Genomic DNA, 23,005 nt, shown 5'->3' on the forward strand with positions numbered 1-23,005 from the left:
TGCCTCGCCTTTGCGCCTACCCTTCGGGTTCCGCCTTTGGCGGTATGCGTGAGATATAAAATTGTGGTTCATGTACCTGAAAATAGCTGTAATACCAATTTGAAAAATGATTGCGACAGATGGAAATCTGAAACGCTTATCCAATAAATGTTTCACAATCCAAAATCTAAAATCTAAAATCCAAAATGGTATAAGGTGAAGCCTTTGCCCCATGCCCAATGCCCAATGCCCAATGCCCAATGCCCCCACTATAAATGCGATCAAGTTTCCAGGCTGGCGCGTGTGGTACGACGGGTTAAAGCATGAGGTGTATCTAGCTCTTGTGCTGGTTGGCTTAAAAGGCGCGATCGCATCTCCTCACTTAGTCCCTGAACATGGGTAAAATCTGCCCCAGCAATGCTTTCTAGTTGCTCAAATTCCACGCCAGTCAAGTCTGCTGCGCGTAAATCAGCACCGGCTAAATTGGCTCCATTTAACCGCGCATTACGTAAACATACTCCCGGTAACCAGGCTTTGCGCAAATCAGCCTGACTTAATCTTGCTCCTTGAAGATTCGCACGAGTTAGATCCGCTCCCCCTAAATAAGCACCCAACATACTTGCACCCTGTAAATCAGCATGACGCAAGTTAGCTGTATTTAATTGGGCACCATTCAAATAGGCATTAGGCCCAATAGCTCCCGAAGATTTGTAATTAAAGCCTTCAGGAAACAAGGTTTGGCTATCATATCTCGCGCCTAGCAGCTTGGTATCGGTCAAATTAGCTCCTCGTAAATCCGCACCACTGAGATCTACTCTGTACATACAAGCTGCCTGTAAATTAGCATCTGTTAAAATTGCATGACTGAGATCTGCTGCTCGTAAATCAGCGCCACTGAGATCTGCTGCACTCAAATCCGCTTTGCTCAGATTGGCGCGAATCAAAATAGCTTGATGTAAATTAGCTCTTTGCAGTTCTAAACCACTGAGGTTGAATTGATATAAATCTGCTTGCGTCAGAGCAATTCCCGCCTTGAGGACAGCCAAAACATCTAGAGGTGTCTTTTGAGTCTCTCTGCCGATCATGAATTGAAATTGTGAGATTATTGTAGGGGTATTGTACCGCGATATATCTACCCGAATTTTAGATTTTAAATTTTGGATTTTGAATTGAAGATTCACAATTTAAAAGGGTCTGATAGCAAACTAATTCATTTTCGCTCCGTCAGAAGCAAGCTACGCGGAACAATTCTCACATCCACAATTAAACCTCGTCCATTTTGAAACCAGGAGTAGTGCGGGCATCTTGCCCGCTACTACCACCAGGGAGCAAGATGCTCCCACTACTTTTAAAACTATGGTTCTCAAAATAGATGTGGTTTATTTATGTCTTTGCTTGGAGTTAATCTAAAATCCAAAATCCAAAATTGTTTGAGGATCAGCTATGCCTTTTGTACAACCAATGACCATGATGGAGTTTTTTCATAAGAGTGAAGGAGTTTGGTTTACTCAGCGTACGGTGCATCACTTTGATGCGGTGGCGGATCAGTCGGGAGAATCAAAGCTGTATGTGGGAGTAATTACAGTCCAAGATCCCAGAGTAAAAGCTATATGTGAAGCGCAAGGAATCGATCCAGCCAAGGCTAAGGGCGGCGCTAGCTTTATGTGGCAAGAACATGACGACGATCGCAAACCCGATCCGGAACGTGCGGCTGTTTTAATTGATGTACCAGATGATGAGACAGGGCGATCGGGAAAATTGCTGCGGAACCAAGGCTATGTGGAAAAAATTCCTGTAGTTAGCCGTTATTGGTTCGGACAAGACGGCATTTTAACCATCGATACCGAATATGAAACCAACCAGGGACAGGAACGTTGCTGGTTTATGACTGATGATTTTCGGGTACGTGTAAGCACGGTGCGAATGTTGAATGGCGTATATTTAATGACTTATTGCTCTGAGCGACGCTATTTAACTGAGACAAATTTAGCGCAAATGGTAGAACACAATTGATCTAGAGCAGCCCTATAAAGTCTATATCAGATAGTTCTTGGGCAGAATATCCTGTAGTTTTTGGGCGATCGCATCCTCTAGGTATTGCGCGATCGCTTCCGGCTAACGTTAAGGATCGTTACTTTGTTTAATATATTCGAGACGGCGAATCTGCGAATCCTCTATTCTCTGGGATTAAGGCAAATTAGTCTCTAACTTTTATGTATAAGTGCTTCCTTGAGCATCTGGAACAATCGCTTTTGCAACGGTTTACATTAGAGAGTCGTCCGATTCCCTCCGGACTAGAGTATCAGGTGAGCGATCGCGGCAGAAATCCCGCCACAATTCAAAGTTGGTGTTATCAATGCCCAGAATTACGCAAAATCCGCTATACATATATCGATGCAGGCGCAAGCGCTCAAATCTTTAATAGTGTGATTTATCCCAGTCATCACTACGATTTGCCCTTACTCGGCATTGACTTTCTGTCTTTCGGACAAGTGAAAAACCTGATTGTGATGGATTTCCAGCCTCTATTTCAAGATGAAGCCTACTTGAGGAAGTACATCTACCCATTGCAGACATTGCGCGATAAGTATCCAGACTTGGCGCAAAATCTGGAAATGAAATTTTATGACGCTAATCAGTACTTCTCAAAATATCTGTTATTTGCCAAAACCGATGCCGAAACAGTCAAAACGAGGGTATTTGCAGCCTTCAAAGACTATCTAAACTTGTATTGGAAGATGCTAGCCCAAGCCAAACCTCTGATCGATCAGTCAGATATTCAACGGATTGTCAAAGCACAAAAAGACTACGACCAATATAGTGCCGATCGCGATCCTGCATCTGGATTATTCAGCAGCTACTTTGGTCATCAATGGTCAGAACGATTTTTACATGAATTTTTATTTGAGGATGCTGTGCCATTAGCAGCTGTAGCAACCAAATAGAGATAGGATTTAAGCACAAAACCTCTCAAACTCTTATTCCTCTGTGGACTCTGCGCCCTCTGCGGTTTATTTTTCAGTTGTTATTGTGTAGGTTTTGAAAGATTTAAATCTACATCACCACAACAAAATCCGGTGATTGTTCATTTTGAATTTGGAGCGAAGCGAAGTTGACTCTCTATCAGCCATTTTTAGATTACGCGATCGCGCTTTTACAGAATCGTTTAAATTTGCAGTCTTATCCTATTCCTGCTGGCTTTGAGTCCAAACAAGCAACAGTAGGTAAAGGCAAACATCAAGAAGAAGTTTTAACAACTAGCTACGCCTATCAAACTAGCAAACTCCGGCAAATTCGAGCCGCCCACGTACAGGGAGGTAACTCACTTCAGGTGTTAAACTTCGTCATTTTTCCTCACCTGAATTATGATTTACCCTTCTTTGGTGCAGATTTAGTCACCTTACCCGGAGGACACTTAATCGCCCTCGATATGCAACCCCTATTTCGCGATGATTTAGGATATCAGGCCAAGTATACCCAACCTATCCTGCCAATTTTCCAGACGCATCAGCAGCATCTCCCTTGGGGCGGGGACTTCCCCGAAGAAGCCCAGCCCTTTTTCTCACCCGCCTTTCTCTGGACGCGCCCCCAGCAAACCGAGGTAGTAGAAACCCATGTATTTGCAGCTTTTAAAGCCTATCTCCAAGCCTACCTAGATTTTGTTGACCAAGCACAACCCGTCACCGACTCCAAATATTTAGCCGAAATTGAACAAGCCCAACTTCGTTATCTCCGCTACCGCGCCGAAAAAGATCCAGCAAGAGGAATGTTCACCCGTTTTTACGGTACTGAGTGGACAGAAGAATATATTCACGGCTTCCTCTTCGATTTGGAAAGAAAACTCGCATTATCAGGAGCTAGGGGCTAAGAAGCAGAGGGGCAGGGAGCAGGGGGACAAGGAAGATAAATGAAAATTGTAGAGACGCGATTAATCGCGTCTCTGCCCAATGCCCATGCCCAATGCCCCATGCCCATTTTCCTATGCTTTAGTCACTGAAATCTGAGAAAATTTAACATGGGCATTTTAAAACTACTTTTAGCAAATAAAACAGATATGTCTGACACTACAGAACTCACAGCAAACGCTCAAACTGACTCCGAAGAATTGACTCTAGCGATCGCAGAATTAGAACAATATCGGGAACGTCTGGTTAACGATACCTTGTCAATGGCACAAAAGGCTAAAGTGATGAAGGCACAAGCCCTTGCTAGCCTGCAACCTCAACTTACCCAGATAGACGCTACTCTAGAGTCGCTACGTCAGCAGCAATCTGCTTTGACATCTGGTAATTAGAGGCTTTCAAAATAACGGTGATAGGGAATTTGTGATGAGTCAATCGCTCAATATTGACACTCCAGGGGTGAACGATTCCATCCTGCGAGTACAAGCTGAAAATGATGCTTTGGTTCAAAGAGTAAATGAGCAGATTTCACTAGAAATCTTCGATGCTACAGATGAAACAGTTCTCAAGCAACTCGTAGAGGGTTTAGGAGATCCGCGAGGATTAGTGCGACTGCGGTTTGCGGAAACTTTGGGTGAAATTGGTGAAGCTGCAACACCATTTCTCATAGAAGCGCTGAAAAATCATTCTAATGTAGTGGTGCGACGGGCTGCTGCTAAAACACTCACCATCATTGCCGATCCTCGTGCTGTACCAGACTTGCTTCAGGCTTTTCTGAATGATGAAGATACGGTAGTCAGAAGTTCAGCCGCAGGGGCGTTAGCTAGGACAGGAGAAGCTTCTGTACCAGCGTTGCTTGACATTTTAGCATCAGATGAACATCCCCAAGATATTAAAGGTCATGCTGCATGGGCTTTGGCGTTTATTGGCTCAGAAGCAGCAGATTATCTATATAAAGCATTAAATGCTGCCTCTTTAGATGTAAGATGTGCCGTGATTGGTGCTTTGGGTCATGTAGCCCAAGAACAGTCAGATGAAAAGTCTTGCAACTTGCTGGTTTCTGCTTTGACAGATCCAGAAGCGCTAATTCGCACAGAAGCCGCCGCCGCCTTGGGACAAGTGAATTATCCTCCCTCTGTACCGCATTTAATTCTGGCACTTCACGATTCTGATTTGGATGTGAGAAAAGCCGCAATTAATTCTCTGGGTAAAATTGGCGATCGCGCAGCTAATGAACCATTACAGGCGCTACTCAATGATGAACAGGAAGTAGTGCGGATTTTAGCGAAATTAGCGATCGCCCAAATTGAACGCCAGTCACAAGAAGATGATTGGTAAAGATTCTGGTCAGCGGCTACTAGCAAACTTTGCAATACCACAAGCAGTTAGGCACAGTATGCTGCACCAGGATTTTAGTTGGCTATACCTCAGGTTTCTAGCTTTCTCTAGAATGGTACATCCTCTCCATTAAAGTAGATTATTGGGCAGATATCAATTTGTATTGAAATCAGTTTGATATACCCATCAGAAAATCAGCCGTCAACGAGATGAATCTGGCGATCGCTCTTATTTATCCACAAACTGTTTACCACATTCCTTACAGAGATAGCACTGCTTCCCCCGTCGATAGCCATTTTTAGACAACTGCGACGATTCACACAATACCTTTGCCAAAATAAGAGGGTAAAAAAATTTTGGCAAAAATGGCTACTTGACCCATACATAAGCGTTCGGCTTACAAGGGAGGTTGTCAGCCCAAACCCTTGATACTGCGACAATACGCCAAAAAAATCCTTGTGGGAAACCTGGAAGGAATTTTTAGGACTTATTGTTTTTGCCAAACATTAGAGAACAGCGAGTTAATAGTGAAAGCATCATCAACTCACCCTCGTAAATTGGCAACGGTATTGAATAATGAAGTGGGTATGGATTGGGTACGTCGTAATTTTGCCAGCTTTCCTAATGTCGTTTCGCCTCAGCTATCCATGCAGCGCCACCTAAATTAGAATTTGAGGATATTAAGGTAAAAATTCACCTTCTCTGAGTTTTGATATACTATTTTTAACAGCCTGAATAATATGATTAATGTCTTCATCTGTATGGGCTGTAGATAAAAATCCTCCATTTCCTCTCAACATAACTCCCTGGTTAAGCAGATGATAATAAAGTAAATCATAAGCTAAGGAAATTTCTGAGTTTATCGCATCTTCTTCGCTATTATCTCCTGAGTAAACCGGGCCAAAAATTGAACCGAAATTTGTCAGTTGAATAGGTAAATCTTCTTGATCAAAGTAATCATTCAGGGTTTTAACAAATTTAGTTGTACGTTGATTTAACTCTGTTTGTAGAGTAGAACCTTTAGTTTTTAAATATTCTAAAACTGCTTTAGCTGCTGCTAAAGCTAGAGGATGTTTGCAGTAAGTTCCAGCAAAAAAAGTAGTGTTTTGGTGAGGCGATGATAAATCTCCATAATTCCACATTCCACCATCGATCGCATCCATAAAATTAGCTTTGCCTGCAATGATGCCGATCGCAATTCCGCCACCTACTATTTTACCATAGGCGGCAATATCTGCTTCAATGCCAAACCAAGCTTGCGCGCCACCTGGATGAATGCGAAAACCTGTCACCATTTCATCGAAAATTAATGCTATTCCCGATTTTTGGGTGATTTTTCTGAGTTGTTGCAGAAAGGCTTGGGGTTGTAGATCTAAATTTTCTCTTTGAACTGGCTCAACTAACACCGCAGCTAATTCTTGCGCGTAATTGGCGATCGCGTCAAGTGATTCTGGTTCACCATATTTTAAAACTAAAATATCTGCAACAAAATTCGCTGGTATTCCTGATGCAATTGGTACAGTTTGTAAATTCTTATCTATAATTTTTCCTTTCCCTAGCGTACCATCAAAATGTCCGTGATAAGAGTGAGAAAATATAACAATTTTATTACGTCTTGTAACTGTTCTTGCCATCCTAATTGCTGTCATGATGGCTTCTGTACCTGTATTACTAAAAGCGACTCGCTCCATTTTTGTGAGTTCGCAAATCAGTTGAGCAACTTCACCAATAATTTCTGATTGGGAACCTAATTGTATACCTTTTTCTAGTTGTGCGGCTAATGCTTCTTTAATAAAATCTGGATTATGTCCGAACAGATTCACGCCATATCCCATGACTAAATCTATATATTCATTTCCATCCACATCCCATATTTTGCAGCCAGAAGAATTTTTAGTAACAATAGGGTAATAAATTTCTTTGAGCGGAAATTGGAAATCCACAAAGGTTTTATTATCGGCTAAAAATGGGCGATTAGCTTGGGCTAGTTGTTTTGATGTTTTGGTTTTCTGGTTATAGCGGATAATAAAATTCTCTAAATATTCTCGCTGACTTGTGGTTAAATTTACAGTGGATAATATTTCACTGAGTTTTTGGGTATCTGTTGGAGAGCTTTCTTGGGCGATAAACATATATTTTAGTTGATAAACGATCGCTTTTATTTGGTGCAGACAAAATAGGCTACAATAGCATCTTCTGTTTTTGCGAGAATATCTTCTTTGTTGTAGCATTCTATTTGGGAGAATCCTACATTTTTGAGCGCAGATATTATTTGTGTTTGAAAATAGCCTTTAACTAACCAAGTAATATCATGACGTTGCCAATTTTGGTTAATTAATTCAAATATAGTAATATCGATTGTACCAATTTTTTCTTCTGAGTTATAGCTCCGCCTTAATGCCCAAGCATACTCATCTTGAATATCTCCAAGCATGGAGTTATTCCAATCAGATTGATAACGCCGATCTAGGCTTAAGTCGAACATGAATAAGCCATCGGGGAGGAGTGCTGTATATACGTTTTTAAATACTTTGGTTAATTCTTCGATGTTGATAATATGATTAAGTCCATAATCTGTGGAAACTACTCCATGAAAATTGGATGATAATTGAAAATCACGCACATCATTAAGGATAAACTGAGCATTGGGGGCGTTATTTTTGGCATATTCTATAAGTTTTTCAGAGCCATCAAGTCCAGTGACTTGATATCCTTTTTGGACTAGTTTCTGTGCTAAATGTCCTGCTCCACAGCACAGATCAAGAATTTGGGATGATTGGGGGAGATGGTTGAGTAGTAATTTTTCTATGTCAGGAAGTAGTGATTCACTAACTTCTGGGCCCCAAATTTCATTGATGATGCGTGCAAAGGAATTGTAAGCGGAATAATGAGTTGATGTAAGCATAAGTTTTGGGTTTTAAACGCAAAGGAACGCGGAGGTTAGCGCAAAGTTTCGCAGAGTTTTATTGTTAGCTATGGTTTGGGGGATTTTTTAAGAAACTATTATGAATTAGGTAGGAAAGGTAGGTATTTAACAGGTGTTGATTTAGTGGTGGACAAGTAATTGTCGTTTCTGCTAATCCAGTTAGGGTATTTTGCATGTCAATTTGCTGGATTGGGGAATCTTCTGTATTGGTGTTTTGAGATTCTTTATGAGTAAGTGTTGCAACTAGGGGAGATAAGGGATTATTAGGTGATCGCTCAATTTCTTTTAATAGTTTGAAACGCCATTCTGGGTAGTCAATTGCTTGAAGTGGATAGCCAAAAGAGATGATTGAATTTACTACTTCTTCCCAAGCTAAAGGTTGAGGGTTGATGATGTGAAAAACTTTGCCTAATGAGGTTGGTTGTTGTGATAAATAAATTATGGCTTGACTGGCGTAATCTACAGGGGTTAAGTTAACCATTGTGTCATCATTGGGGACGCTACCGAGTTGGATACAACCCCGAATCATTCTGAAGGTATGATCGTCGATATTGCAAACACCTGTTTGACTATTTCCGGAAATTCTTCCAGGTCGATATATAGATATGGGAATTCCGCGATCGCCTGCAATTTGTACTAAGTTTTCTGCTACCCATTTACTCTGTGTATAGCCACTACTGACATTTTTACCGTGATTGATGGGGGTATCTTCTCGAATTAGTTTTAAATTGGAATCAGCCGCATTAACAACGCCAATGGTAGAAATAAAATGTACTGGCTTGACTTTAATTTGTGCGGCTAATCTTAATATTTCTTGAGTTCCTAATACATTGGCGGCTTTGAGTTGAGAATAAGGATAAGTGAAATTAACAAATGCACCATTATGATAAATGACATCAATTTTGGCGGCGATTTCTGCAAATTTATCGGCTGTCAGTCCTAACAGTGGTTGAGATAAATCTCCTATTAAGGGAATAATGCGTTGATGGCAGCTTTCATCCCATAATAAATAAGATTTTAAATGATTTTGTAGTCGTTGTGTAGCAATTTCATTTGTTTGCGCTCGAATTAAACAATAGATATCGGCTGTGGTTTTCTGTAGGAGTTCGTAAAGTAAAAAAGCTCCCAAGAAACCTGTTGCACCTGTTAATAAAATCGCTGTAGGTGGGGTGGATTGGGGTATATATTTAGTCGCAGGAATAATTGCTGCATCTAAAACAACTTCAGAATCAAGATTAATATCTAAAGTAGCTATTTGTGTGTTGTTTATTTGCGCAGCTAAATCAGCAACAGTAGGTGCATCAAATAAAACTTTTAATGGTAATTCTACGCTAAATATTTTGCGGAGCTTTGCCAATAGTTGAGTGATGAGTAAGGAATGTCCGCCCAATTCAAAGAAATTATCGTGAATTCCTACTTGTTCTAATCCTAAAATTTCTGCCCAAATTTCCGCTAATTGTCTTTCTAAATCTGTACGTGGTGCCACATAAAGCTGTTCTAGTTCGGGACGAGTTTGTTCAGGATTTGGTAGTGCTTGATAGTCAATTTTACCGTTAGCTGTTAATGGTAATGCTTTGAGTAATATGAAACTAGAGGGTATGGCGTATTCGGGTAATTTATCTACACAAAAGTTGCGCAGAACAGTGGCGATCGCTTGATAATTTTGATGGATAAGGCGGAACTGGGGCGTAGTAACTATATATGCTACTAAACGTTTGTTGCTATTTGTGTCTTCTGTAGTTGTCACCACTACTTCTTGCACGCCTGAATGTTGTTTGATGGTGGTTTCTATTTCCTCTAATTCAATGCGGAAACCTCTGATTTTGACTTGGCGATCGCTTCGTCCGAGAAATTCTAAATTTCCATCATTTAAATAGCGTACTTTGTCACCTGTTTTATATAAAATTGCTTGAGAATCAGATGCAAAAGGATTTTGAATAAATCTGGCGGTTGTGAGTTCTGGTTGATTTAAATAACCTCTAGCTAATCCCGCACCACCGATATACAACTCACCCGGAACGCCTATAGGTACAAGTTGCAATTGTTCGTCTAAAACATAAACTAGAGTATTAGCTAAAGGTTTTCCTAAAGGAACAGTAGATGATAGTTGTTGTGTTTGTTGAGGAATTGAGTAAGTTAATGCTCCTACGGTTGTTTCTGTAGGGCCATAATGATTAAAAATCTGACATTCAGGTGATAATTTTTGAATCTGATTTATTAATTGCCAATTGCTAGCTTCACCACCTAAAATTAAACTTTTTCGAGGTATAATTAACGCAGTTTGAGCTACAGCCAAAAGCGCAGTTAGATGAGAGGGAACTATTTTCAGATAGTCTATCGGATGCTGCTGAAAATAATCCGCAAGTGCTTGAGCATCTGCTGCTGTTTCTTGGGGAATAATATGCAGACATCCACCTGTACATAATGAGGGAAAGATGACGGTATTACCTAAATCTGCTGCGAAGGTGGAAACTGTAGCAAAGCTAGCATTTTTCGCTAAGTTTAATCTGTCGATGATTGCATAAATATAGTTAACAAGTTGACGATGTTCGACTAAAACAGCTTTGGGGTTACCTGTAGAACCAGAAGTATAGATAGCATATACTAAATTTTCTGGCTTGGCTGTTGTTGTTAAATTGTCTGGATTGCTTTGGTTAATTAGTTCCCAGTCTGTATCCAGACAAATTATTTGTGTATTGTCTGCGGGAATTTTACTAATTAGCGATCGCTGTGTTAAAAGTACAGATACACCAGCATCTTGTAAGCGATAAGCTAAAGCTGCTGTTGGTAGTGCAGGATCTAGGGGTAGGTAAGCACCTCCAGCTTTGAGGATACCCAGGATTGCAACTATATTATCAAGCGATGCCTTCGGCAACGTCTTCGACGAACGCTCTATATATAAACCTACCAATACCTCTGGCTTGACTCCTAACCCTCTTAAGTAAGATGCTAGGCGATTGGCGCGTAAATTTAACTCTGCATAAGTTAATTGTTGTTCTCCAAAGACAACCGCAATCTGATGAGGAGTTTGATTGACTTGTTCCTCAAATAGCTGATGAAAGCATTTATCTTGAGGATAGTTAGTCTGAGTATTATTAAATTCTACTAATAATTGATGACGTTCTTCACTATCAATAATTTCCAACTGTCCTACAGACACATTTGGGTTAGTAATCACACTTGTAACTAAAGTGTGAAATTGTCTAGCTAAACGTTGAATAGTTTCGGCTGTAAATAGATGAGAGTTGTAAGCAAACTCTGTAATTAGAGAATCTTGCTGTTGAATGCAATTGAGTTTAAGTTTAAATCTTTCCCAGCAAACAAATTTTTGGTAAATAGAGAACTCTACACCATCAGCATTGTATGTTTCTGGTGTTCCTTCCAATTCAAAACAAATCGGTAGACTTAGCCATTCCTGCTGACTACTTCTAATATCTGCTTCTAAAAAATATTCCTGATACTGTTCCCCTTGGCGATGTTGTTCGCTAATATATGCTAAAACTTCTGCAAATTTAAATTCTGGAGTAAGCGGACAACTTAAAGGTAAAAATTTAGCTAATAATCCTAGAGTTTCATGTAGCTCTTCGTACTTTCTGCCATTATATAAATTATGTATAAGAATTTCTGATTGTTTGCTTAAACGCCAAATTAATATATACCAACAAGTCAAGAAAAAATTATGATAATTTGTATTATTTAATATTACAAAATCAGCTATATTTCTGGTTAAATCTGTGGGTAAAGCAAGAGAGTAAATATCAGGCTGGAAATCTAGCTGATGATTATGACTTAATTCAAAATAAAGTTTTGCATATTCTATATTTTTAAATTCTTTTTCTTGCCAATAGTTTTTACCAATTTTGGCATCTTCTTCTGTTAAAAGCTCATTTTGCCATTCTGAAAATTGCAAATATTGTACAGGCTCATCTGTAAAATCTTTACCCTGTAAGCAAAGAGAATAACTAAGGCTAATTTCTTTCACCAGATTTTGCATTGTCCAACCATCCGCATATAAAGATGGCAAACTGATAATTAAAATATATCGATCATCAGCTAGAGATAATAACGAAAACCGCACCAAATCTGCTGTTTCTGATTGAGAAACTAAGCATCTTTCTTCTTCAATTAATTCTGCAATTTTAAGTTGTTGTTCCTGCTGCTTAAAATTCCGCAAGTTAATACAGCACCACGATACATTGCTTGATGCATTAATTACCTGAAGAGGAAACTTAATCCCTGGTCGGCGGTGAAAACTTGTCCGTAAAATTTCATGACGATTAACAACTTTGTGCGTAGCTGCTTGCAAAACTTCTATATCAACTATTCCTGTCAACAAAATAGCAACTTGAGACACATAAATCTGGCTATCTTGTTGTAATAACCACAGACGCTTTTGTTGGGGAGAAAGTTGAAAACCTTCTAATATTTCACTTTTCATAATTCACTCCTAATTAAACATAAATTACGCAAAAATTAGCAAAAACCTTGATTTATTTAACCGCCAAGAACGCCAAGAATTAGTGGATGTGGGTTGGGTTGAGGAATGTAGATGCGGAGAGGTGAGCCAGTCCGGTGGACGGGTTCCCCGGCATAAAGGAACTGGCGAACCCGAAGGGCTTACCGTAGGGTAAACCAACAATTACAGAACTTTGGATTGTTGGGTTTTACGACTTTTTACCCAACCTACGCATCTAATTTTGAATTTTGAATTTTGAATTTTGAATTGTTAATATTTCCCCCATCGCTACCACAATTTTGCGTGGCCCCACATAAGGAAAGCGACCATGAGCAGTTAACATATTGTCCAACATCAATACATCTCCTTGCTGCCAAGGAAAGCTAATGGTAGCTTGTTGATAAACTTGATTAATTTCTGCCATCACTTCAGCTTCAATTGCAGAACCATCACCGTAATAGACATTACGTGGCAGATTTTCTTCACCAAACATTGATAATAAAGATTCTCTAACCGTGGGTTCTAAACATGAGATGTGATGTAACTGAATTTGATTAAAAAATACTTTTTCTTTGGTGTGGGGATGATTGACTATTGCTGGTCTAATTTGGCGAGTGCGTAAATTATTATTTGCTAGCCATTCAAACTCAATTCCAGCTTGATGACAATAATTTTCTACTACTGTTTTATCGCTGGTGTGAAAAAAGTCTTGCCAACTTACATCTAATCCTTCTATATAATTCCGAACATACATTAATTGCTTTTTCTCTAAAGTTTCTCTAATTTGAGAATCAAGCAGTTGATAAAGTTGGCGACAGTCTACAATTGGTGTTTCTCCTCCTTGTTGTGCTGGTTGCAAACAGAAAAACCAGATTTTCAACGGCCAGCAGTGCATATGAGAACTTTCGTTATGAAAGAGAATTGCTTGATCTGCTGGATAAGGTGTAGAACCATAAACTTTACTACCAAATTCTTCCCGTGGTAAGTCGCCGTATTCACCAAATAATTCTGGACAAATAGCTTGCGCTAATTGTTCAAATCTCGCTACAGAATCAATCTGACAATCACGGAAAAGAATTGCGCCGTGATGTTGTAGCTTACTGCTGAGAAATTCTCGATTATTTCTAGCCCAATCAATAATATCAAATTCGCTAATATTTGGCTTAATTACCAAAGGAATTATTTGTTCTGGTTGGAGATAATCGATTTTAACTAACTCTCCTGCTGGTAATTTAACAGATTTTGGTTTAATGCCCATAAACTTTTTAAATTTACTGGCTTCTTGGTTGATTTCTCCCATATTTTTTTGTTGCTTTTCAGCTTTTGTAAGCATATCTAAAGTATTGATTCGAGCATCTGGATTAGTGACAATACTATGCAGAAGTTCTTGAAAATGTTCGGACATACGCAAGATTGTCGCCGTATCAAAAAGGTCTGCGTTATAACACCAACTAGCTTCAATTTCCTGCTCTATTTCTGACACAAACAAAGCCAAATCAAATTTAGCTTTTTGATTGTTAGCTTCTAAGGGAAGTAATGTTAAACCTGGAAGTTCTAAGTTAGCTGTAGGCACGTTATCCATCACCAATAACACCTGAAATAATGGTGTATGGCTTAAACTTCGTTCTGGTTGTAGTTCCTCTACCAACTTTTCAAAAGGTAAGTCTTGGTGATTGTATGCTCCTAAAGTTACCTCTCTGACTCGCTGCAAAAGTTCTCGAAAACTAGGGTAACCACCAAGGTTAGTGCGTAACACTAGCAGGTTGACAAAAAAACCAATTAGTCCTTCTGTTTCGGCTCGGTTACGGTTGGCGACATCAGTACCGATAACAATGTCATCTTGTCCGGTATAGCGGTATAGCATTGTTTGTAAACCAGCCACCATTGTCATAAATAGGGTGACATCGGCTTCACGGCTGAGTTTTTCCAGTGCTATAGACAGTTCTGTTGATAGTTTGAAGGTGTGGATACCACTACGGTTGGTGTTTGCTTTAGTTTGGGAGTAGGGTAAGTTTAGTACTGGTAAAGAACCAGCAAGTTGCTGCTTCCAGTAGCTAAGTTGAGTTTGTAGCATTTCTCCTTGCAACCACTCTCTTTGCCAAACTGCAAAGTCTGCATACTGAATAGATAATTCTGCTAAGGGAGAAGCTTCTCCATCCAAGTATGCTTGATAAATAACTGTTAATTCTCTAATCAATATCCCCATCGACCAAGCATCAGAGATAATATGATGCATTGCGAACAGTACTATATGTTCTGTAGGGTTCAATTTTAGGAGAGACAGCCGCAATAAAGGCGCTTGAGTTAAATCAAAAGGCTGTTGCGCCGCTTGGGTAATTAGCTGTTGTACTGCTGCTGCTTGGGCTGGTGCTGAAAGTGTTTGTAGGTCGATTACTGGTAAAGTTAATTGTAATTCAGGGATAATAACCTGCACTGGTTGTCCATCTACAGCAATAAACTGGGTGCGTAAAATTTCGTGTCGTCTGATAATTTCGTTAATGCTTTGTTCAAGTGCTGTAATATTTAGCGAACCTTGAAGGCGAAAACCATTGAAGATATTGTAAGCAGAATTACCAGGCTGCAATTGATCGATAAACCACAGTCTATTTTGTGCAAAAGATAAGGGTAATTTTACTTGCCGCGAACAAGGGAGAATGGGGTAATTTTGCCAATTTTGTCCCTGCATCACCATTGTTTGAATTACGGCAGCTAATTTAGCAATAGTAGGAGATTCAAACAAACAGCGCAATGGTAATTCTAAATGCAAAATCTGACGAATTCGGGAAATTAGTTGAGTAGCTAGTAAGGAATGTCCACCTAATTCAAAGAAGTGATCGTGAATGCCTAATTTCTCAATTCCTAATACCTGTTTCCAAATTCCAACTAACATCTGTTGCACAGGTGTAGAAGCAGGAACAAAATTTGATTGTTGGATTAACTGTGTCGCGTCGGGTAGTGGTAAAGCTTGACGATCTACTTTACCATTTGGTGTTAATGGTAGTGCCTCTAAGATGACAAAAGCATTTGGTAGCATATAGTTAGGCAGCTTTGACTCTAAAAAGCGACGCAGTTCACTACTAGTCAGTTGATTGGGAGCATCGAGAGCGATATATGCTACTAGTGTTTTATTACCTGGTTCATCTTCTCTCAGCAGAACTACACTAGCCAAGATACCAGGGTGTTGATTAATAACTGCTTCAATTTCTCTGAGTTCAATGCGGAAGCCCCGAAGCTTGATTTGATAATCCAGTCTGCCTAAAAATTCAATATTACCATCTGCTAAATATTTGGCTTTGTCGCCTGTTTTATATAATCGTTTTTCTCCGTTCCAAAGGATAAATTTCTCTGTTGTTAAATCTGGGCGATGTAAATAACCTTGAGCTAATCCTACTCCACCGATGTAAATTTCTCCGGAAATACCAATAGGAACTAGTTGGAGGTGTGAGTCTAATATATAAATTTCTGTGTTAGCTAATGGACGACCAATGGGAACTAATTTATTATCAGATAACTTGATTTCTGTCGATTCAAAATATGTACTATCAATAGTCGCTTCTGTAACTCCATAAGAATTAATCAAGCGTGTTTGTTCGCCACAAAAACGTTGAAATTCTTGGTAGTCTTTAACATATAAAGTATCTGAACCAACTACTAGTAAGCGCATGAAGTGAAGATTTTGCTCAGTTCTTTCTAGATATTGAACTAAGTTCTTCAACACAACAGGAACAAACTCGGCACTATCAACTTTTTCTGCGAGCATGAGTTGATATAATTTTTCGGCTTCTAACAGCCATTCACGGGGACACAAGACTAACTTAGCACCACTACAAAGAGCGCGAATTAAATCCCCAGAAAAGACATCAAAGGCAAAACTTGCCATTTGCAAATGACTAGTTAGACAATCAAGCTGATAGGCTTTTGCCCAAGCATAAAATTTATTTACCAAACTGCAATGCGCGATCGCTACTCCTTTAGACTTACCTGTAGAGCCTGATGTATAAATTACATAGGCTAAATCATCTGGGGTGCTATGAGTCACCGGATTTACCTGACTCTGTTGCGAGATTATCTGCCAGTCTGTATCTAAACAAACTAGAGAGCAATTTTTAATTGGTAAGCTTGACAATAGCTTTTGTTGAGTTAGCAACACCGTAACTTGTGAATCATGCAACATGAAGCTCAAGCGTTCTTGAGGATAAGCAGGATCTAAAGGTAGATATGCACCACCGGCTTTGAGAACTCCTAATAATGCCACAATCATCTCAATAGAGCGCTCGATACAAATACCAACTAGTACATTTTGATGTACTCCTAAGGAATGTAAGTAATGTGCTAGTTGATTAGCTTTGGTATTGAGTTCCCTATAGGTTAATTGCTGATTTTTATAGACAACTGCTACTGCATCCGGAGTGCATTCTACCTGCTGCTGAAATAGTTCTTGGATACATTTATCGCTGGGATAGTCAACTGCTGTCTGGTTCCACTCTCGTAGTAATTGATGTTGCTCAAATGGTGTTAATAGTGGCAAATTCGCCAAACTTTGCTCAGGTTGGGCAACTATTGCAGCTAACAATACCTGAAAATGTCCCAACATCCGCTCAATTGTACTGGCATTAAACAAGTCAGTGCTGTACTCTATTGTTCCAGCTAAACCCTGTTCTGTCTCTGCCATTGTGACAGCCAAATCAAAAATTGCTGTCTGTCTCTGTTCTGACAGCAAACTGAAAGTCAATTCTGGCAATTTTAACTCTTGTACAGGCTCATTGTGGAAGTCAAACATCACATCAAATAGAGGGTTGCGATTGAGATGACGCTCTGGTTGGAGTTCTTCTACTAGCTGCTCAAAAGGTAAATCTTGGTGCGCGTAAGCTCCTAATGTGACTTCCCGAACTTGCTGAAGTAACTGACGAAAACTAGGATTACCAGCTAAGTTAGTCCGCAATACTAAGGTATTGACAAAAAAGCCGATTAATGGTTCTATTTCAGCCCGATGACGATTAGCGATCGCAGTTCCCACAACAATGTCATCTTGCTGACTGTAGCGATGTAGTAAAATTTTAAAGGCTGTCAGCAAAGTCATAAATAAGGTGACTCCTTCTTGCTGTGAGAGCGCCTTCAGAGCTTTGGTGAGAGACTCTGACAGTAAGAAGAATTTGGTATTACCTTGATAGCTAAGAATTGCTGGACGAGGATAATCGTGGGGTAAATCTAGTAATGGTGGCGTAGTACCTAAGTGATTTCGCCAGTAAGATATCTGGGTATTTATTACCTCTGTTGTTAAGTACTGTCGCTGCCAAACTGCAAAGTCTGCATATTGAATCGGCAGTTCTGGTAGAGGTGCGGGCTGGTTATTAGCTAAAGCTGTGTATATTTTTGCAACTTCTTCCACTAAAATTCCTACTGACCAACCATCAGAAACAATATGGTGAGTTGTAAATAATACTACATGTTCTATGGCACTCAGCTTGAGTATGGTAACTCGCAGTAATGGCCCTTGCTCTAAGTTAAAAGGTTGCTGTGCTTCTTGTGCGGCTAGTTTTTGTACTTCCTGTTCTTGGAGGTTTGGAGTTAGGTTTTGTAAATCGACTAGCGGTAATGTCAAATCAACAGCTGAATTGATGACTTGGACTGGTTTATCGTTGACGATGGTAAAAGTTGTACGTAATGTTTCGTGTCGCCTAATGATTTCCTTGAGGCTCTGTTTTAATATGGCAATGTTGAGTTGACCAGTTAGACGTAAAGCTGTGGGTTGATTATAAAAAGGATTGTTTGGTTCTAGCTGGGAGAGAAACCAAAGTCTTTGTTGGGCAAATGATAAAGGAAAATGGTTAGAATCCCGGCTTTGGCGTGGGATTTGGGAAGGTGCAATTATTGCTTGTTTTTGGTTGAGCCGTTGCAGCAGCAACTCGCGTTTTTCAGGAGATAATTGGGCAATACGTTGGTTTAAGTCGCTCATAAATCTGCTTTTTCCTCTAACTCTGCTAAAATCTCAGCTAGCATTGCCGCATCTGTTTGTTGTGCTAAATTTTGGGCTACCATTACCGCTAAATCTGCGACAGTCGGAGCATCAAAAAACTGACGCAAAGATAACTCTACTTGCAAAGTTTGACGGATGCGGGAAATGATTTGTGTAGCTAGTAAAGAATGTCCTCCCAATTCAAAGAAACCGTCATAAATTCCCACTCGTTCAACGCCGAGAATTTCTCGCCAAATTTGCGCGATCGCATTTTCTGTTTGATTGCGAGGAGCCACAAAGGTAGCTGTTAATTCTGATGCAATTTGCTCTGGTGCTGGTAGTTTTTCGCGATCTATTTTGCCGTTAGTTGTTAATGGTAAACTCTTCAACTTCACAAAGGCTGAAGGAACCATGTATTCTGGTAGTTTTTCTCGCAAAAAAGCACGTAAATCTGATGATTGGGGAATTGAGGATTTTGGCTCAAAGACAATATAAGCTACTAAACGCTTGTCACCCGGTACATCTTCACGACTGCAAACAATCGCCTGTTGTACTGCTGGATGTTGTTGTAAAGTAAATAAGATTTCTTCTAGTTCAATGCGAAAACCGCGAATTTTTACCTGATCGTCAACTCGTCCTAAAAATTCTAGATTTCCATCTGGTAAATAGCGAGCTAAATCCCCTGTTTTATATAAACGATGAGATGGTGAATTATTAAATGGATGGGGAATAAATTTTTCCCTTGTCAGTTCGCTGAAATTTAAGTAACCCCTTGCTAAACTATCCCCACCAATATAAATTTCTCCCGGTACGCCAATTGGTACTGGTTGCAGATAAGAGTCTAGCAGGTAAATTTGTGTATTAGCGATCGCTTTCCCAATTGGTACAGTCGCACAGTCAACCCGAATTTGCTCGATAGGATAAGTCAATACCCCAACGGTGGTTTCTGTAGGGCCATAATGGTTAAAAATCTGACAATCCGGGGCTAATTGCTCAATTTGCGCAATTAACTGCCAACTACAAGTTTCTCCACCTAAAATTAAGCGTTTTCGAGGTAATATTTTTCGAGATTGATCTGTGAGTAAAGCTGCAAGATGAGCCGGAACTATCTTCAGACAGTCAATGTTGTGGCGATGAAAATACTCTCCTAGTGCTTCGGGGTTAGTAGCGCGTTCTTGGGAAATTATATGCAGACATCCACCGCCACACAAAGCCGGAAAAATCATGGTATTCCCCAAGTCAGCTGCAAAGGTAGCAACATGAGCAAAGCTACGACAGTCAGAAAAATCGATTTTTGCGCCAATTCCTTGAAGATAGTTGCACAGTTGACGATGCTCAACCGCCACACCTTTTGGCTTACCTGTAGAGCCAGAGGTAAACAAAACATAAACTAAATTCTCTGGCTTAACGTCAGTTTGAGGATTTTCGTCACTTTGTTGAGCGATGATTGCGGAATCTGCATCTAAACATAATACCTTTGGTGGATGCTCTTGAAGTTGTTTAAGTAACTGCTGTTGAGTTATTAATACTTGTACTTGCGCATCTGCTAACATCTGCGCTAAACGCTGATGTGGATAGTTTGGATCTAAAGGTATATATGCACCGCCAGCTTTCAATATTCCCAGCAATCCAATTATCATGTCTAGGGAACGTTCAACATAAAGCCCTACCAAAGTTTCCGCCCCTACCCCCAGAGTACGGAGATAATGGGCTAGTTGATTGGCGCGGGTATTTAACTGTGTATAGGTTAATTGCTGCTGCTCAAACACAACAGCGATTTCATCGGGCGTGCGTTTGACTTGTTCCTCAAAAAGCTGATGAATACATCTATCTAGAGACTGATTTACCCTCGTATGATTAAATTCTACAAGTAGTTGTTGTAACTCGCGATCGCTAAGAATATTTAACCGACTGATAGGGGTTTCGGGATGTGCGATCGCATCTTGTAATAATATCTCAAACTGTTCCGATAATGTTTTGATATCCTCAAACTTATATAATCGCTCATCAAAATGAAACTCACTAATTAAAGCGTTCCCTTGCTGACAACAAGTTAACTTAATTTTAAACTTATCAATACAAGAGTAATACTTAACCCAAGAAAACGATAGGTCTGCGCTAGAATCATTTTCAGTTAATTCTGCAAACTCAAAAGCAACTGGACAAAAATCAGCCGATTTTAAACTATCTTCCCATGTAAAATATTCTTGCCATTCCCTAGCATTATCTACCGCATTATGTATATGTTGTAATATTTCGCTAAATTTTATTTCCCCTGGGACATGACAGGCAATCGGTAAATATTTTGATAATAATCCTAATGCTTGGTCTAATTCCGCATATTTTCTACCATCCCCAACAATTCCTACACATAAATCTGATTTTCTAGTAACTTTACCCAGCAATATCAACCAACAAGCCAGTAAAACATCAGCAATATTTACCTGATATTTTAAAGATATTAACTCTATTTTTTCAACTAGATAATTATCAATATTTAAAGATATACATTGCGGTTTAAAGCCACCCTGAGCAATTTGTTTATTTTCAAACCAAAAACTAAAATCATCAATCGCGGTAATATCTTGCTTGCGCCAATATTCTTTACCTAAATCTGACTCATCCGACTCCAAAAGTTGATTTTGCCATTCTGCAATATCAGCATATTGTAGCGGCTCCTCATCCAGATTTTGACCATACAAGCAAGCCCTATAAGCAACAATAATCTGATTTAACAAATATTTAAGAGTACAATCATCTGCAATCAAAGCAGATAAACTTAAAACTAAAATATGTTTATTTGCAGATAACCTGATAACAACCACTTGCAGAGGTGGTTTATTTTCCCCATCAAAAGGTAAACTTTTTAGCTCATTAAATATTTTATTTAGGCGATTTTCTTGCTCTATTTCCGACAAATTACCAAGATATAATTCAGTAATCCCAACTTCATAATTATCTGCGATCGCCTGTAATGGTATTTCCATTTCTGGTAGACGATAAAAAGTAGTACGCAAAATTTCGTACCCCTCAACAACATTTTGCCAAGCAGATTTTAAAACATCAATATTGAGATTACCAGCAATCGAAACCGCACCTTGAACCCTAAATACTGATAGATCCTCACTCTTTGCTAACAACCAAATCCGCTTTTGCTGCGGAGATAATCTAAATCCCTCAACTGGTTCCACTCGCATATTAACAACACCCCTTTTATCACAATCAATAATCAAAAACTCTGCGCACCTCCGCGCTTCCCTCCGCGCCACTTTGCGTTTAAAACTCTTCCTTTCCCACTCACCCCAACCTAACCATTAGAAACCTTATACTCCTCCGCCATCCCAACCACAACCTTACGTGAACCTTGAAACGGCATCCTCCCATGAGCAGATAACATATTATCTAATAACAACACATCTCCCTCTTGCCAAGGAAAAATAATTGCTTCTTGCCAATAAATTTCTCTAATCTCGTCTAATATAGAATCTTCAATAACAGAACCATCACCATAATAAGCATTACGGGGTAAATCTTCTGCTGAAAAATCACTCAACAACTGAGCGCGAACAATAGAATCTAAACTAGAGATATGAAATAAATGAGCTTGATTAAACCAAACTATTTCTGATGTTTGGGGATGCTGGGCAACAGCTTGACAAACTTGACGAGTTCTTAAGCTAAAACCAGAAGTTTCAGTATCTCTCCACTCTAATTCAATTCCAGCTTGATGACAATATGTTTCTACATCCAGCTTATTGTTAGTATTAAAAACATCTTGCCATGATAAATCTAATCCTACACCATAATTTCGCACATACATTACCCCTTTTTTTAAAAAATTTTCCTTAATTTTGGCATTGATCCGCGAAAAAACTTTGCGACTATCAACAATAGGCGTTTCTCCGCCTTGCTCCGCTTTCTTAATGCAAAAAAAGGCAATTTTTAAAGGCCAAGTACGAGAGTAAGACATTTCATTATGTAGAGGAATGAAATGATTAGCCGGATATTCTGTAGAAGTATAGATATTACCGCTAACATGATTACGTGGTGTAGAACGGTAAGAATATTCCAGCAACTTCCCAGAAAGAGCTTGAATAAATTGCTGAAACTCAGCCACATCTTTGACATTAAAACCTCGAAATAAAATACCCCCATGCTCTAATATTTTGTTTTCAATCCAAGAGTGATTATTTTGAGTCCAAATAGCCAGATTTAAGTTATCAAAATTTGGTTGAACAACTAGAGGAAGCGAGCTTTCTGGCTGTAAATATGATGTCTGAATTAATTCTGCTGAAGATATATTTACAGACTTACGAGAAATAGAACTTAATTGTTTGATATTTGGTTTCGTCATTTCATAATGTTCCCTAATATTAATGATTTATCGTACACTGAATAAAGATATCTTAAATTTTGAATTTTGAATTTTGAATTTTGAATTTTGAATT

13 protein-coding genes are annotated in these 23,005 nt (G+C 39.3%); 5 read left to right on the forward strand and 8 right to left on the reverse strand.

What is annotated here, in order from left to right; all coding sequences use genetic code 11:
- Positions 1 to 260: 260 nt before the first annotated feature.
- Positions 261 to 1,064, reverse strand: a complete 804-nt coding sequence (locus tag H6G08_RS29385; RefSeq protein WP_190549547.1) for a pentapeptide repeat-containing protein — start codon at positions 1,062 to 1,064, stop codon at positions 261 to 263.
- A gap of 358 nt (positions 1,065 to 1,422) precedes the next feature.
- On the opposite strand from H6G08_RS29385, the gene H6G08_RS29390 reads away from it, so the two are divergent.
- The 5 genes from H6G08_RS29390 to H6G08_RS29410 all read left to right on the forward strand — a co-directional run bounded on the left by H6G08_RS29390 (position 1,423) and on the right by H6G08_RS29410 (position 5,219).
- A complete protein-coding gene (locus H6G08_RS29390; RefSeq protein ID WP_190549549.1) occupies positions 1,423 to 1,992 on the forward strand; it encodes a phycobiliprotein lyase in 570 nt (189 codons plus the stop codon).
- A gap of 200 nt (positions 1,993 to 2,192) precedes the next feature.
- Entirely contained in the window at positions 2,193 to 2,924 is a 732-nt protein-coding gene (locus H6G08_RS29395) for a 15,16-dihydrobiliverdin:ferredoxin oxidoreductase (RefSeq protein ID WP_190549551.1), read from the forward strand.
- Positions 2,925 to 3,091: 167 nt separating this feature from the next.
- A complete protein-coding gene (locus H6G08_RS29400; protein WP_190549553.1) occupies positions 3,092 to 3,847 on the forward strand; it encodes a phycoerythrobilin:ferredoxin oxidoreductase in 756 nt (251 codons plus the stop codon).
- A 147-nt stretch (positions 3,848 to 3,994) separates the two neighbouring features.
- Positions 3,995 to 4,273, forward strand: a complete 279-nt coding sequence (locus tag H6G08_RS29405) for a DUF8630 family protein (RefSeq protein ID WP_096646460.1) — start codon at positions 3,995 to 3,997, stop codon at positions 4,271 to 4,273.
- Positions 4,274 to 4,307: 34 nt separating this feature from the next.
- Positions 4,308 to 5,219, forward strand: coding sequence for a HEAT repeat domain-containing protein (locus tag H6G08_RS29410; RefSeq protein ID WP_190549555.1), 912 nt, complete (start codon positions 4,308 to 4,310; stop codon positions 5,217 to 5,219).
- A 228-nt stretch (positions 5,220 to 5,447) separates the two neighbouring features.
- Here H6G08_RS29410 and H6G08_RS38825 read toward each other — a convergent pair whose 3' ends face one another.
- From H6G08_RS38825 to H6G08_RS29440, 7 genes are all read right to left on the reverse strand, one after another.
- Positions 5,448 to 5,582: an IS1/IS1595 family N-terminal zinc-binding domain-containing protein gene (locus tag H6G08_RS38825; RefSeq protein WP_422614293.1), complete on the reverse strand. Its 135-nt coding sequence runs from the start codon at positions 5,580 to 5,582 to the stop codon at positions 5,448 to 5,450.
- Positions 5,583 to 5,899: 317 nt separating this feature from the next.
- Positions 5,900 to 7,351, reverse strand: a complete 1,452-nt coding sequence (locus tag H6G08_RS29415) for an aminotransferase class III-fold pyridoxal phosphate-dependent enzyme (RefSeq protein WP_190549557.1) — start codon at positions 7,349 to 7,351, stop codon at positions 5,900 to 5,902.
- A gap of 26 nt (positions 7,352 to 7,377) precedes the next feature.
- On the reverse strand, positions 7,378 to 8,124 hold the full coding sequence (locus H6G08_RS29420) for a class I SAM-dependent methyltransferase (protein ID WP_190549559.1): 747 nt from the start codon (positions 8,122 to 8,124) through the stop codon (positions 7,378 to 7,380).
- 64 nt (positions 8,125 to 8,188) lie between these two features.
- The gene (locus H6G08_RS29425; RefSeq protein ID WP_190549561.1) at positions 8,189 to 12,583 is read right to left on the reverse strand and encodes a non-ribosomal peptide synthetase family protein; all 4,395 of its coding nucleotides are present in this window, start codon (positions 12,581 to 12,583) and stop codon (positions 8,189 to 8,191) included.
- A gap of 253 nt (positions 12,584 to 12,836) precedes the next feature.
- Entirely contained in the window at positions 12,837 to 18,557 is a 5,721-nt protein-coding gene (locus H6G08_RS29430) for a non-ribosomal peptide synthetase (RefSeq protein WP_190549563.1), read from the reverse strand.
- Positions 18,554 to 21,754 carry a non-ribosomal peptide synthetase gene (locus H6G08_RS29435; RefSeq protein WP_190549565.1) on the reverse strand — a complete coding sequence of 1,067 codons (3,201 nt, stop codon included), beginning with the start codon at positions 21,752 to 21,754 and terminating at the stop codon, positions 18,554 to 18,556. The genes H6G08_RS29430 and H6G08_RS29435 overlap by 4 nt, the downstream gene beginning before the upstream one ends.
- 110 nt (positions 21,755 to 21,864) lie before the next feature.
- Positions 21,865 to 22,911 carry a TauD/TfdA family dioxygenase gene (locus tag H6G08_RS29440; RefSeq protein WP_190549574.1) on the reverse strand — a complete coding sequence of 349 codons (1,047 nt, stop codon included), beginning with the start codon at positions 22,909 to 22,911 and terminating at the stop codon, positions 21,865 to 21,867.
- Positions 22,912 to 23,005: the final 94 nt, after the last annotated feature.

The organism is Calothrix anomala FACHB-343 (genome assembly GCF_014696435.1).
GTDB lineage: Bacteria > Cyanobacteriota > Cyanobacteriia > Cyanobacteriales > Nostocaceae > Aulosira > Aulosira anomala_A.